Below are 13,555 nucleotides of genomic sequence, written 5' to 3'. Positions count from 1 at the left end.
GTAACATGTCACGTCTTCATCCAGAAGCTTACCCGTTTTTCACTCCTACCCCCTCATGCTTCGTACCCTTCTCGTCGGTCTACTGCTGTTCTCAAGCCTCACCAACGTCCTTGCCCAAACCACTGAAAACGACTACAACATTATCCCGTTCCCAGCCAAATTTTCGGGTGGGGCGGGGCGGTTTGTGCTAACGGGGACTACCAAAATCCTGACCACGGGCAAGGACCCCGCCCAGACCGCAGCGGCGCAACTGCTTGTTGGTCAGCTGAAGACAACTAGCGGACTACCCATCAGCATAGCCCCGGCTAGTGCGGCGTTGCTGAAAACGAAGGCCATCGTGTTCGACAGGCATACGGCGGGCCGGTGCGGGCCGGAGGGGTACGTGCTGCGCGTTTCGCCCGACGGCGTGCGGGTGGAAGCCGAAACCCCCAAAGGCTATTTCTACGCCGTGCAGACGCTGCTGCAACTGCTGCCCACCGAAGTATATGGCACCACCGCCGCGCCCGCAGCCAACTGGTCGATGCCCGCCTGCGACATCCTGGACCGGCCCCGCTTTGCCTACCGTGGCCTGATGCTCGACGTGTGCCGCCATTTCATGCCGGTGTCGTTCGTCAAAAAAACCATCGACCTGCTGGCCTTGCACAAGATGAACACCTTCCACTGGCACCTCACCGACGATCAGGGCTGGCGGATCGAGATCAAAAAATACCCCAAACTGACGCAGGTGGGGGCCAAACGGCCCGAAACCATCATTGGCCATTACGCCGAAAACTACCCGCAGCAGTACGACGGCAAACCCACCGACGGCTACTATACGCAGGAGCAGATCAAAGACGTGGTGCGCTACGCCGCCGCCCGGCACGTGACCATTGTGCCCGAAATTGAACTGCCCGGCCATGCCCTTGCCGCCCTCACGGCCTACCCCGAACTGGGCTGCGAACCGGCCAAAGCCTACGCCCTGGCCACCCGCTGGGGAGTCTTCAGCGACGTGTTTTGCCCGACCGACAAGACTTTCGGCTTCTTGCAGGATGTGCTCTCGGAAGTGATGGTGCTCTTCCCCGGCAAATACATCCACATCGGTGGCGACGAGTGCCCCAAAGACGCCTGGAAAAAGAGCGCCTTTTGCCAGGACCTGATCAAAAAACTGAAACTGAAAGACGAAAACGAGTTGCAGAGCTATTTCGTCCGGCGCATCGAAAAGTTCGTTAACAGCAAGGGACGGGCCATTATTGGCTGGGATGAGATCCTGGAGGGGGGCCTGGCACCCAACGCCACAGTCATGAGTTGGCGGGGTATCAAGGGCGGCATTGAAGCGGCCAAACAGAAGCACAACGTGATCATGACCCCTGGCGCATTCTGCTACCTCGACAAGTATCAGGCCGATCCCGCCACCGAACCCCTGGCCATTGGCGGCTACCTGCCCATCGAGAAAGTGTACGGCTATGAGCCTGTTCCTGACGAGCTTACGCCCGCCGAGAAGCCCTACATCACCGGCTTACAGGGCAACCTCTGGACCGAATACATTGCCACGCCTGAGGCCGTCGAGTACATGGTGTTTCCCCGTGCGTCGGCGCTGGCCGAGGTGGGCTGGGTGCCGCAGGGACCAAAGAATTTCGAAGACTTTGCCGCCCGCCTGAAAACGCACCTCCGCCGCCTCGATCAGCTAAAGGTCAACTACGCCAAACGCCTGCTCGACGTGCGGGCCGAGACGCAGTTTACGGGTGAAGAGGGCGGGGCAGCCCGACAGTTGCAGGTCCGGCTCAGCAAGCTCGACTCCGACAGCAAAATTTATTTTACCACCAACGGCAAACCCGCCACTACGGCCTCTACGGAATACGTAGCCCCGATTTCGCTCAGCAAAACCACCACCATCCACGCCATTACGGTGCCGGGTTCGGACAAGGCGTTTGCCGAAACGTTCTACATCCACCGCGCCAAGGGTAAGCCCTACGCCTACGCCACCAAGGCCGCAGAGTTTACCGACGAACTGCGCAAAAAACTCACCGACGGGCAGGTGGCCACCTCCCCCCGCGACGACCGCCCCTGGGTGCAGGTGGGGGGCGGCAACGACCTGGAACTAACCATTGACTTGGGCGAGATAAAGCCCGTAACGAAAGTGTCGGCCACATTTTTGAAGAAAGTGCTGTTTGGCGTGATGCCCCCCAAATCGGTGGAGGTTTCGCTTTCGAAAGAGGGTGACTCGTTCAAAGAAGCCATTGCGCAGCCCATCAACGAACCGCTGGAAGGACCGTGGCGTATTTTGCCGGTAGTGGCCGATTTCAAAACCGCCCGCGCCCGGTTTGTGCGGGTGACGGTGAAAAACTACGGCACCGTGCCCGCCGGACCCGGCCTGGACCGGGTGACGGGAAAACCTGCCGCGTTGGCCATAGACGAAGTAATCGTGGAATAGGCAAGGCTGCGTCCCCTACCTTTGTGGCACAACCCATCTCTTGCTTCGTATGTCTTCACGACTACTGCTTTTGCTTTCCCTGCTTGGGGCCACTCCGTTTTGTAGCGTTGCGCAGACCATTACGCGGGGGCCGTATCTTCAGCGCGTTACCCCCACAGGCATTACCGTTCGCTGGCGCACCGACGTGCCTACCGACAGCCGGGTGCGCTACGGAGCCAATCTGTCTGGGCAAGTCACTGACAATCAGCAGACTACGGAACACGTTGTAGTATTAAACGGCCTGCAACCCGGCACGCGCTACATGTATGCTGTGGGCACGACCAGAGCTGATTTGTCGCCCGCCAACGATGCGGCGTATGCGTTCAAAACGGCCCCGGCATTTGGGTCCAACGCGCCGGTGCGGGTGTGGGTGCTGGGCGATTTTGGGGCCATTGGCACGCGGCAGGATCAAGCGTATTCGTCGTACAAAGCCGCTACCAAAAATCAGCCCGCCGACCTGTGGTTGTGGCTTGGCGATAATGCGTATTCTAACGGAAATGACGACGAATACCAGCGCAATGTGTTCAACTATTACCCCGACTACCTTCGCAGCCTGCCTTTCTTTCCCACGCCCGGCAACCACGATTACCACGACGACGTCAACGATTTCAACGTGCCCTATTTTGCTTTGACGACCCTGCCCACCAACGGTGAATCGGGGGGAGTACCCTCAAAATCAAGCTCTTACTACTCCGCCGATTATGGCCCGCTGCACCTGATTTCGCTCGATTCGTTTGGCAACGTTCCGGGTCAGGGACGCATTTTCGACACTACGAGCGCCCAGATCGACTGGCTCAAGCGCGACCTGATCGCTAATAATACCTCGGCTAAAAAACGGCCCTGGACGGTCATCATTTTCCACCACCCGCCTTATACCCAGGGGTCGCGCAACTCCGACACCGAACAGGACCTGATCCTGAACCGCGCCCGCCTAACGCCCATTTTCGAGCGCTATAATGTGGATCTGGTCATTTGCGGCCATAGCCACATCTACGAACGTACCTACCAGCTTCGTAACCACCGCGACCTGTCTACCACATTCAATAAGAAGACCATGACCACCGACACCAGCACCGGGCGGTACGACGGGTCAGCCAATTCGTGCCCCATTGTGCGCAAAGACGGCAGCCTGATCTACATCGTCAACGGGTCGGGCGGGGCAGCGGGGGGGCGGGCACCCAACTACCCCCACAAGGCCATGGTCTACAGCTATACCGACGAAGGGGGATCGATGGTGATCGACGCCGCCGAAAACCGCCTCGATGGGCAATGGATAGGCCCCAGCGGCGTGAAGGACCGGTTTACGCTGGTAAAAGACGTGAACCGCCGCCAGTCTATCACAGCCGAATATGGCGACACGCTTACCTTAACCGCCTCTTGGCCAGGCGATTACAACTGGTCGGGGGGGCAAACGGGACGAACCATACGCACCGTCAACCAGTCGGGTACGTTCCGGGTGAGCGACGGCAAAAACTGCCTTGCCGACGAGTATCAGGTGACGGCCCTGCCCAAACCACGCATTACCACCAACGCCCTGAGCGCCAACGCCTACTGCCCCGGCACGGTGATTGCCCTCTCGGCCACCCCCGAAAACACCACCAAAGCAACCGGCCTGACCTACACCGTGGAACTATCTGACGCGGGCGGCTCCTTCGCGGCGCCGCTGGTGGTGGGGTCTGGTTCGCTGGCCTCACTTAGGGCTACGCTGCCCGCCACGCTGACGGGCGGCGCGGGCTACAGACTGCGGGTGGTGCCCCAGAACTTTCCCGTGGCCGAGGTAGTACCCAGTGCGGTCTTCACCGTGCAGCAGCCCGCCACCGCCACGCTCCTGCCCGGCACCGGTCTGGTTGGTCAGCCCACCACGGCCACGCTCACGCTGGCAGGCACCGGCCCCTGGCGCGGCACCTTCTCCGACGGCACGTCTTTTTCGGCCACCACCAGCCCGGCCCTTGTCACGCTGCCCGCCACTCAGCCCGGCACCATCCGGCTAACCAGCGTAAGCGGGGCCTGCGGCGCGGGCACGGTACAAGGCACCGGCGAGGTGCTCATTCAACAAATTACTGCCACCGAACCAATCCCTCAGCTCGCTACTGTTTTCCCCAACCCCACCACTGGCCAAATCTGGGTAGCACTAGCCCCAACGGGCATCCATGCCGCCCAAATCGACATTTTCGACGCCCGGGGTGCCCGCGTGGCCAACCGAAAACTAGCCCCCGCCCCCACCCCGCAGCGACTCACCTTCCAACTCGATCAGGCAGGAATGTACGTCGTCAGGATTCAAATCGGCGATCAGACGATTACTCAAAAGGTAATAAGACAGTAATGATTTACGATGTACGAATTACGAGCGGTCCGCCGGGGGCGCCTAGCCGCTGCGGACCGCTCGTAATTCGTACATCGTAAATCCCCCAACGTTTATGTCCCCAACGCTTCCGCCTTCCGTTTCTCCGCCGCTCAATCGTACCCGCTTATGGTCGGCGCTGGGGGCGGTGTATATTTTGTGGGGGTCTACCTACCTCTTCATCCACTTCATGACCGAACAGATGCCGCCGCTGTACATGGCGTCGGTGCGGTACATTGTGGCGGGGGGTATCCTGTATAGCGCGGCGCGGCTGATGGGCACGGCGCGGGCCACGCGGGCCGAATGGGGCAGCACGGCCATTATCGGCTTTCTGCTGCTGACAGTGGCTAATGGCTGTCTCACCATGGCCATTCAGTACATCCCGTCGGGCATGGCGGCGTTGCTGGGGGGACTGTTGCCTATCTATTTGTTGCTGCTTAACTGGGTATCATTTGGCAAAAAACGACCGTCGGTGTTGGCTGGCATTGGCCTGGTGCTGGGGCTGGTGGGCATTTACCTGCTTATTGCACCCGAAAAACTGGTGAGCGCGGGGGGCCTTCATGCCAACCTGGTTGGTACGGGACTGGTGGCGCTGGGCAATTTTTCATGGGCCATTGGCACCCTGCTCACCCCGCGCCTGTCGCAACCTCACCAAACGCTGGCCAGTGGTATGCAGATGCTGTGTGGTGGTGCTATCCTTTTCATAATCAGCCTGGTGCTGGAACCCGTCACGCCCTGGAGCATTCTGTCGGCACCACCCAAAGCGCTCTGGTCCATGCTTTATCTGGTCATCTTCGGCTCTATCATTGGCTTTTCGGCCTATGCGTGGCTGGCCCGGAATGCACCGCCTACGCTGCTATCGACTTACGCGTTTGTAAACCCTGTGGTGGCCTTGTTGCTGGGCATCACCTTCGCGGGTGAGGTATTCTCGGTGCAGTCGCTGGCGGGGGCGGCGGTGGCCCTGCTTGGCGTTGTCTTTATCACCCTGGGCCGGAAATGAGCAACCTGTCGCTTACAACGCTGCTGACCAGAAGCGAAGGCACACAACTCGAATTCAAGCAGACGTTGTCGAGTGCCTACCGCATTGCCCGCACGCTGGCCGCGTTTGCCAACACCAGCGGCGGCACACTGGTCATTGGCGTAACCGACGACAAAAAAGTAATTGGCGTGTCGTCTGAAACAGCAGAAGTAGAAACCCTGGAACGCGCTACCGACGAGTTGATTGAACCGGCCCTAATGGTGAGCTACGAAACCCGCCGTCACGACGGAAAAACGGTGCTGCTTGTGCGGGTACCCGAAAGCGACGAAAAACCGCACCGCGTTTTGACCGAGCAGGGCGAGTGGCAGATCTACGTCCGGCAGCGCGACAAATCAGTACCTACTACGAAGTTTATAGCTGATAATGAGTCTGTTGATAAAAAGCTACTGCAAACGCCGGTGGTGCGGAGCCTGATGCTTTACCTACAAAAGCACGACATCATCACGGTAGAACGCCTGGCTAAACTGGTGAATATCTCGGACTACCGCGCCAAAAAACTCCTCCGCGAACTCACCACCCAGGGCCTGCTCCTCTTCGTAGACCAACCCCGCCCGGGGCGGTACTCGTTGAAGGGGTGAGGTGAAGCCGCTCACCCCTTCCTACCCCTAACTACAAACTGCCAATTGCTTGTCAATCTGAGCGATAACGTGCTGAAGATCAGCGGGGTTATTGGCATAGTCGAGGTTATTAACGTCGATGGTGAGCAGGTCACCGCTGGTGTAGGTGCTGGCGAAGGCTTCGTAGAGGTGGTTCAGGCTCTGGAGGTAATCCGGGCTGATGGCCTGCTCGAAATCGCGACCGCGTTTTTTGATTTGGGCCGTCAGTTTCGGCAGGTCGGCGCGGAGGTAGATCATCAGGTCGGGCGGGCGCACCAGGCTCAGCATACTGTCGAAGAGGCTACGGTAGGTGTCGTAATCGCGGGGACTCATGTTGCCCGTGTCGTAGAGGTTTTTGGCGAAGATGTAGGCGTCTTCGTAGATGGTCCGGTCCTGCACCACGCTCCGGCCCGACTCCCGAATTTTACGCACCTGCTCGAACCGGCTGTTCAGGAAATAGATCTGGAGGTTAAACGACCATCGGGCCATGTCGTCGTAGAAGTCGGCCAGGTAGGGGTTGCCTTCCACGGCTTCGTAGAGCACGTCCCAGTGGTAGTGGTTGGCCAAAAGTTGCGCCAGCGTGGTCTTGCCAGCGCCAATGTTTCCGGTAATCGCAATGTGCATGTGGGAAGAGTTTTGAATTACGATAGACGATTTACGATGGACGATTTATTGCTGACGCGTGAAGAAGCAGGCTGAAGCCTGCGCTACACTCGCGTCAGCAATAAATCGTCCATCGTAAATCGTCTATCGTAATTCAAAACTCCTGCTTTCGGGGCGCTTTCGCAACGAAAAATGCATGGGGCAGGAAAATAGTAGTGGTCGTATCTTTTGTCTTTGTATGTTGCTGATACTCATTCGGGCGGAAGAAGCACTGCCCCTACTATTCACAAACCTATGCCCACGTCACGTCGTCAATTCCTAGCCTCTATAGCGGCTACATCAGCTGTGGCTACGTTGCCTACTACCAAACTTTTGGCGGACAAAATCAAGCCACAACCAACTGGCAATCAACTAATTTCCTGCAATTCATACACCTGGCTCACGTTCTACGGCCGGGAAAAAAAGCAGTGGATGGCCGACCCCGACGCCTCGCTGAAGGCCTTTGCCAGTTCGGGTTTTACGGCCTATGAACCCGGTGTTTCCAGCCTGAAAGATGTGCAGGGCCTAAGCCCGCTGCTGAAAAAGTATGCTCTCGCCATGCCGTCGTTGTACGTAAACAGCCTGTTGCATATTCGCGAAAAAGCGGATGCCTCCATTGCCACAGCCCTCGCCATTGCCGACGCCGCCAAACCATTGGGCACCCGCATCATTGTCACCAACCCCGACCCCATCAAGTGGGGATCGCCCGAAAACAAGTCCGACGACCAACTGGCCGAGCAACTGCGCAACCTGGACCGGCTGGGGGCCGAACTGCAAAAGCGCGGCATGACCCTGGCCTACCACACCCACGCGCCCGAACACCGCGCCGCCGCCCGCGAGTTTCACCACATGATGGTGGGCAGCAACCCCAACCACGTAAAGCTCTGCCTGGATGCCCATTGGGTGTATCGCGGCTCGGAAAACTCGCAGATCGCCCTCTTCGACGTGGTGAAGCTCTACGGCCCGCGCATTGCCGAAATCCACGTCCGGCAGTCGCAAAACGGCATCTGGTCGGAGACGTTTACCCCCACCGGCGACATCGACTACCCGCGTCTGCTGGCGGCGGTGAGAGCGGCCAAAGCCAATCCTCAGATCGTGATGGAGCAATGCTTGGAAACGGGTTCGCCCAACACCCTCGACGCCGTGGCCGCCCACCGGCAGGACCTGACCGTGGCCAAAACCGTGTTTGGCCAATGACCATCCGCCGCGCTACCTTGGCCGACCTACTTCCGCTGGTGGCCCTGGCCCGGCGTTGTTATGCCGAGGCATTCAGCCAAGACAAATACCCCGGCAACCCCATCGACGGCTTTATTGACGAACACGTCACCACCGCCGTTTACGCCCAGGAGTTCGCCGACCGCCGGGCCTCGTTCTGGCTAGCCGAAAACGAAGCGGGTGAGGCCATGGGCTTCCTGAAACTGCGTCGCCATGCCCCGCCGCGCCGCCTGGCTGAACGGAATGCGCTCGAACTTGTACGGATCTATTTGTTAGAGCAGCACATAGGGCATGGCTACGGAAAGCAACTCATGCAATTTTGCCTCGACTATGCCCGTAGTCAGGGGCACAAGGCCGTTTACCTGGGCGTGTGGGAGCACAATGCCGTGGCGCAGGCCTTCTACCGGAAGCAGGGCTTTACTCCTTTTGGCTGGCATGTATTCCCGTTTGGCGGCGAACGCCAGCGCGACATCTGGATGAGTCGGGCGGTCTGATCCGATTCATCGCAACCCGCAACTAAACCTTTTGCGTATCTTCTTCGTCTAAGCCATAACTAAGTTGGTTTATACGTTGCTGCGCCTAATTAGCCATACATGTCTGTAATCGTTTTTGTGCTGCGTCATTACCGCCGATGTCTGGGTTGGGCATTGCTGGTTCTGACTATCCTGCTGAGTAGCCATACCGGGATATGGGCACAAAAAATAGACAGCCTACCGCCCACCCGCCCCGCCGTTATAGACACCGTCCATCGCCGGTCAACAGCCGATTCGCTGGCCACGGCCTATGCTACCCACGTGGCCGATAGTGTGGCTCACGTGAACGACAGCCTGCTCTATACCTCGCTGAAACGGCGTATGTATAAGCACCGCCTCACCCACCAGCTTTATGATCTGCTTTTTCGGGACGTGTATAACAGTCAGGTCACGGGCGAAGTGGCCCAGATTGAAGTGAATCCCTTCGTGCCATTCAGGGGGCGCATTATTGGCAAAATTTACATTCAGCGACTGGGTGTATTTGGGGCCAGCGTGTACGACACCACTCGCAAAGCGGCCAACTGGCTTGAGCGGACAGGCAACAAGCTGCATATTAATACTCGCGAAAGTGTGATCAGGCGGTCGTACCTACTCTTTGGTGAGGGCGATGCCGTTGACCCTACCGTGCTGCGCGATAACGAGCGGCTGCTTCGCCGAATCGGCATTTTTCTCGATGCGCGGATTCTGGTTATTCCCCGCCCAGGCAGCAAACAGTTTGTCGACGTTTATGTAGTCACGCAGGATGTCTGGTCGCTGCTGCCCGACGGGGGTGTGGGTGGCCTAAACTCGTTTCAACTGGCTCTCGACCAGCGCAATTTCAGGGGATTGGGTCAGCAACTGGTGAACCGAATCAACTACGACGGCAACGACCCGTACCAGAAACTGGAGTACCTGGGGCGGTACGTGAACCCCTACATTGGCAAAACATTTTTGACGGGGCAGATCGATCTTCAGCTACTTCGTTTCCAAAAACTCTTATCGGCTAAGTTGTTTCGGCCGTTTATCAACCCCGACACCAAGTGGGCTGGTCAGGTGGAGTTGGGGCAGTACTGGCTTCAGAACCGCGTGCTTATACGACCCGATAGCCTGGTGCAGTTTCCGCTCAATTATTTCTACTTCGACACCTGGGTGGGCCGCTCGTTTCCATCGCCGTTCAGGCTGCGTAACCCCGAAGATCGTGCCCGGATTGTACTGGCCGCCCGCCTGAGCACCTACAACTACGGCCGCCGCCCCGAAGTGCGGGCCGACACCAACCAGTTGTATCAGGACCGGCGTACTACCCTTTTTAGTATTGGCTACACCCAGCGGCGCTACGTGCGCGACGTACTCATCTACGGCTTTGGCCGCACCGAAGACGTTCCCTACGGTAGCACCATTTCGCTGGTGGGGGGATTCGAGCGGGCCGAGCTGGGTGAGCGGGTATACACAGGTATCAACCTGTCGCGGGGGCAGTACGTCCGGAAGCTGGGATACCTCTACGGCTTCATGAGCCTGGGCACTTATTTTGGCCAAACCGGGCGGCAGCAGGCCATCTTTTCGCTGATCAGCAACTACTTCAGCCCCCTGCACAAAACAGGCTGGGGGCAGATGCGCCATTTCTTCAATACTAACATTACCCTGGGTAGCGACCGGTTCAATAACGAGTATGTGTACCTCAACGGCGACCGGAGCTTCGGCGTGAACAGCGACGCGCTCATTGGCACCAAACGTTTGCTGATTAACTACGAAAACCTTCTCTTCTCGCGCATCAACGTGCTGGGGTTTAGGGTGGCCTTTATCACATTTGCCAACTTAGGGATGGTGTCGTTTCCGCCCAATTCGCTGCTGAGCGGGCCGCTGTACCAAGGGTACGGCATCGGATTCCGGCTTCGTAATGAACACCTGACCTTCAACAGTATCCAGATCCGGCTGGCCTACTACCCTAACCTGCCCGACAATGCTACCCCCTTCCGCACCACCTTTGAAGGAGTTCCAGTGCTGCGCTTCCGCGACTTCGATATTAACTCACCGCAGGTCATTACGTTTCAGTGATGGTCATTGGTCATTCGCTGCGCTGTCAGTCAATGGTCATTTGCCTGACAGCGCAGCGAATGACCAATGACTACTGACCAACTTGAACTTATTTTTTTCCATTACGCTTGTATTAAATGTATGTACATTATATTTGCATCATCACCGTTTTATGCAGGACGATTTACACGAATTTGAGGCCGTCTGCAACGTTTAGCCCGAAATAGACGTAAAGACACTAGTTACCACCGTATTTTTTCATAACCTCTTTTTAACGTGTTGTCGACTACCATGAGAATTGAAGATGAGATTAAACAGGAGACCTTCCGGTCGCCCCTGCACAGGCTTCTTGTGAACCTGATGTTTACCAATAACTGGCTGTGTGACAGTCAGATGCGGTTACTGAAGCCATTTGATGTGACGTTGCCACAGTACAACGTGCTGCGGATTCTGCGAGGCCAGCACCCCAAACCGGTGAAGATCAATGACATCACTGAACGGATGCTCGACAAAATGTCGAATGCCTCGCGGTTGGTAGATAAACTGGTGGGCAAGAAGCTGGTACTGCGCAACGAGTGCCCCAGTGACCGCCGCGCCGTCGACGTGGTGATTACCGACAAAGGGCTGGCGTTACTGAAGCAGATTGATGCAGCACAGGAAGCGTGGGAACGGCAGTTCGATGGGTATACCGCCCCTAACGCCGACCAGTTGAATGAGTTGATCAACGATTTCAGAAGCCGGGCCACCGACGATTAATTCTTTTAAGTACGCGTACATTTCTCTCACTATAAACAAGATTATCCAATGAAGTTCAACCTGATTCTGGCGGGCTTAACCGCCGCTACGCTAACCACGGCGGCCGTGGCTGGCCCCGGTAAAAAAGTAGCCACAACAGCCGCTGCTGCCAAAGCCGTAACGTATAAAGTAGATGCCGCCAAAAGCACGATGCTGTGGAATGGTAAAAAAGTGACTGGCGAACACTCGGGTAACATTAAAGTAAAAGACGGGGCATTTGTTGTAGATGGCAACAAAGTGACCGGAGGCGAATTTACCTTCGACATGAACAGCATCACCGACACCGACATTGCCGATGCTACGTACAATGCCAAACTGATTGGTCACCTGAAGTCAGATGATTTCTTCAGTACCGCCAAACACCCTACTTCTACCTTTAAAATCACGAAAGTGACCCCCAAGGGCGGTGATCAGTATGACGTGACGGGCAACATGACCATCAAAGGCATCACCAACGCCATCACCTTCCCCGCCACGGTAAAGGTGACCCCCGCTGGTATCTCTGCCGATGGAAAAGCCACAATTGACCGTACGAAATTCGACATCCGCTACGGCTCGAAATCATTCTTCGAAAGCATCGGCGACAAAGCCATCCACGACGATTTCACAGTCGAGATGAAGCTGGTAGCTACGAAGTAATAAACCTATAAGATCTTGTAGACCTGATAGGTTTACTGAAAAGCCTCGGCCAACGTCGGGGCTTTTTTGTTACTTCGTCCTCCAAATCACGCTTCTGATGAAACCTGAAACCGTTGCGCTACTTTCCACGCACTACTACGACCGCAACGCGGGTGCGCTGGCGCCACCCATCTACCTCTCTACTACCTTCGAGCGCGATGCCGACGGGTCGTTTAAGCACGGCTATCTCTATGCCCGCAACGCCAACCCCAACCGCGATTCGCTGGAACGCAGCCTGACGGCCCTGGAGGGTGGTTTTGCTTCAGTAGCCTACGCGTCGGGGCAGGCCGCCACCATGAACCTGTTTCTGGCCCTCGCCCCCGGCGACCATGTGCTCATTCCCACCGATGCCTACTACGGCACCCCGGCCCTGCTGGAAGAACTAATGCATCCCTGGGGTCTTACCTATACCCGCGTCGACATGACCGATCTGGCCGCTGTGCAGGCCGCCATGCACGACAACACACGGGTGGTCTGGGTCGAAACACCGTCGAATCCGCTCCTCAAAATCGTTGACATTCAGGCGCTTGCCGAAATTGCTCACGCGGGCAATGCCGTTTGCGTATGCGACAACACCTGGGCCACGCCCATTCTGCAACGCCCCCTCGATCTGGGCTGCGACGTGGTCATGCACGCCACTACCAAATACTTCGGTGGCCATTCCGACGTACTGGGGGGGGCGCTGGTGTTCAAAGAAGATAGCAAGCTGTATCAGCGCATCCGGCGGTTGCAGTCGGTGGGGGGGGCAGTGCCTTCGCCGTTCGAGTGCTGGCTGGTGTTGCGGGGCATTAAAACGCTGGCGGCGCGGGTACGGATGCAATCTGAGACGGCGGGCAAAGTAGCCGAGTTTCTGTCGCAACATCCGCACGTGGAGGCCGTTCATTACCCCGGCCTGCCCACCGACTCCGGCCACGAACTGGCCAAAAAACAGATGACCGGCTACGGTGCCATGCTCTCGGTACAAATTCGCGGCGGTGCCGACGATGCCATACGCGTAGCGGCGAAGTTGCAGATTTTCACCCGCGCCACCAGCCTCGGCGGCGTAGAAAGCCTGATTGAACACCGCGCCAGCGTAGAAGGCCCTAACAGCGCCACGCCCCCCAATCTCCTTCGTATGTCTATAGGCCTGGAACACGCCGACGATTTGATTTTTGATCTGAAAAGGGCGCTGGAGTGAAAGGATTTACGAATTACGATGTACGATGTACGATTTGTTGCTTTCGCGTCAGCCTATTCTTGCGTAAACTGACGCGAAAG

The 13,555-nt window shown here is 57.3% G+C and carries 11 protein-coding genes; 10 read left to right on the top strand and 1 reads right to left on the bottom strand.

Annotation, left to right across the window (positions count from 1 at the left end; translation table 11 throughout):
* Positions 1–55: 55 nt before the first annotated feature.
* The 4 genes from J2I48_RS00475 (at position 56) to J2I48_RS00460 (ending at position 6,407) form a co-directional block, all read left to right on the top strand.
* Positions 56–2,410, top strand: a complete 2,355-nt coding sequence (locus J2I48_RS00475) for a glycoside hydrolase family 20 protein (protein WP_207333416.1) — start codon at positions 56–58, stop codon at positions 2,408–2,410.
* Positions 2,411–2,459: 49 nt separating this feature from the next.
* Positions 2,460–4,772: a T9SS type A sorting domain-containing protein gene (locus tag J2I48_RS00470; protein ID WP_207333415.1), complete on the top strand. Its 2,313-nt coding sequence runs from the start codon at positions 2,460–2,462 to the stop codon at positions 4,770–4,772.
* A 94-nt stretch (positions 4,773–4,866) separates the two neighbouring features.
* Positions 4,867–5,790, top strand: coding sequence for an EamA family transporter (locus tag J2I48_RS00465; RefSeq protein ID WP_207333414.1), 924 nt, complete (start codon positions 4,867–4,869; stop codon positions 5,788–5,790).
* Positions 5,787–6,407, top strand: coding sequence for an RNA-binding domain-containing protein (locus tag J2I48_RS00460; RefSeq protein ID WP_207333413.1), 621 nt, complete (start codon positions 5,787–5,789; stop codon positions 6,405–6,407). Before J2I48_RS00465 ends, J2I48_RS00460 begins: the two co-directional genes overlap by 4 nt.
* Positions 6,408–6,434: 27 nt before the next feature.
* On the opposite strand, the gene J2I48_RS00455 is transcribed toward J2I48_RS00460, so the two are convergent.
* Positions 6,435–7,049 carry a deoxynucleoside kinase gene (locus tag J2I48_RS00455; RefSeq protein WP_207333412.1) on the bottom strand — a complete coding sequence of 205 codons (615 nt, stop codon included), beginning with the start codon at positions 7,047–7,049 and terminating at the stop codon, positions 6,435–6,437.
* A gap of 273 nt (positions 7,050–7,322) precedes the next feature.
* Here J2I48_RS00455 and J2I48_RS00450 point away from each other — a divergent pair, with 273 nt between their 5' ends.
* The 6 genes from J2I48_RS00450 to J2I48_RS00425 all read left to right on the top strand — a co-directional run bounded on the left by J2I48_RS00450 (position 7,323) and on the right by J2I48_RS00425 (position 13,475).
* A complete protein-coding gene (locus J2I48_RS00450; protein ID WP_207333411.1) occupies positions 7,323–8,264 on the top strand; it encodes a sugar phosphate isomerase/epimerase family protein in 942 nt (313 codons plus the stop codon).
* Positions 8,261–8,776 (top strand): GNAT family N-acetyltransferase, encoded by a 516-nt coding sequence (locus J2I48_RS00445; protein WP_207333410.1) that lies wholly within the window; start codon positions 8,261–8,263, stop codon positions 8,774–8,776. The genes J2I48_RS00450 and J2I48_RS00445 overlap by 4 nt, the downstream gene beginning before the upstream one ends.
* A gap of 99 nt (positions 8,777–8,875) precedes the next feature.
* A complete protein-coding gene (locus J2I48_RS00440; RefSeq protein ID WP_207333409.1) occupies positions 8,876–10,846 on the top strand; it encodes a hypothetical protein in 1,971 nt (656 codons plus the stop codon).
* Between the two features lie 270 nt (positions 10,847–11,116).
* Positions 11,117–11,581, top strand: a complete 465-nt coding sequence (locus J2I48_RS00435; RefSeq protein ID WP_207333408.1) for a MarR family winged helix-turn-helix transcriptional regulator — start codon at positions 11,117–11,119, stop codon at positions 11,579–11,581.
* A gap of 48 nt (positions 11,582–11,629) precedes the next feature.
* On the top strand, positions 11,630–12,259 hold the full coding sequence (locus J2I48_RS00430) for a YceI family protein (RefSeq protein ID WP_207333407.1): 630 nt from the start codon (positions 11,630–11,632) through the stop codon (positions 12,257–12,259).
* Between the two features lie 97 nt (positions 12,260–12,356).
* Positions 12,357–13,475 carry a trans-sulfuration enzyme family protein gene (locus J2I48_RS00425; RefSeq protein ID WP_207333406.1) on the top strand — a complete coding sequence of 373 codons (1,119 nt, stop codon included), beginning with the start codon at positions 12,357–12,359 and terminating at the stop codon, positions 13,473–13,475.
* Positions 13,476–13,555 lie beyond the last annotated feature (80 nt).

The sequence above is a fragment of the Fibrella aquatilis genome (assembly GCF_017353255.1).
Lineage (GTDB): Bacteria > Bacteroidota > Bacteroidia > Cytophagales > Spirosomataceae > Fibrella > Fibrella aquatilis.
The sequence above is the reverse complement of the archived record's forward strand: the minus strand, read 5'-3'. Positions and strand labels throughout refer to the sequence as shown.

Bases quoted from the DNA above. Each gene is read 5' to 3' on its own strand.
- J2I48_RS00475 (WP_207333416.1), top strand. From the start codon at position 56: ATGCTTCGTACCCTTCTCGTCGGTCTACTGCTGTTCTCAAGCCTCACC.
- J2I48_RS00470 (WP_207333415.1), top strand. From the start codon at position 2,460: ATGTCTTCACGACTACTGCTTTTGCTTTCCCTGCTTGGGGCCACTCCG.
- J2I48_RS00465 (WP_207333414.1), top strand. From the start codon at position 4,867: ATGTCCCCAACGCTTCCGCCTTCCGTTTCTCCGCCGCTCAATCGTACC.
- J2I48_RS00460 (WP_207333413.1), top strand. From the start codon at position 5,787: ATGAGCAACCTGTCGCTTACAACGCTGCTGACCAGAAGCGAAGGCACA.
- J2I48_RS00455 (WP_207333412.1), bottom strand. From the start codon at position 7,049: ATGCACATTGCGATTACCGGAAACATTGGCGCTGGCAAGACCACGCTG.
- J2I48_RS00450 (WP_207333411.1), top strand. From the start codon at position 7,323: ATGCCCACGTCACGTCGTCAATTCCTAGCCTCTATAGCGGCTACATCA.
- J2I48_RS00445 (WP_207333410.1), top strand. From the start codon at position 8,261: ATGACCATCCGCCGCGCTACCTTGGCCGACCTACTTCCGCTGGTGGCC.
- J2I48_RS00440 (WP_207333409.1), top strand. From the start codon at position 8,876: ATGTCTGTAATCGTTTTTGTGCTGCGTCATTACCGCCGATGTCTGGGT.
- J2I48_RS00435 (WP_207333408.1), top strand. From the start codon at position 11,117: ATGAGAATTGAAGATGAGATTAAACAGGAGACCTTCCGGTCGCCCCTG.
- J2I48_RS00430 (WP_207333407.1), top strand. From the start codon at position 11,630: ATGAAGTTCAACCTGATTCTGGCGGGCTTAACCGCCGCTACGCTAACC.
- J2I48_RS00425 (WP_207333406.1), top strand. From the start codon at position 12,357: ATGAAACCTGAAACCGTTGCGCTACTTTCCACGCACTACTACGACCGC.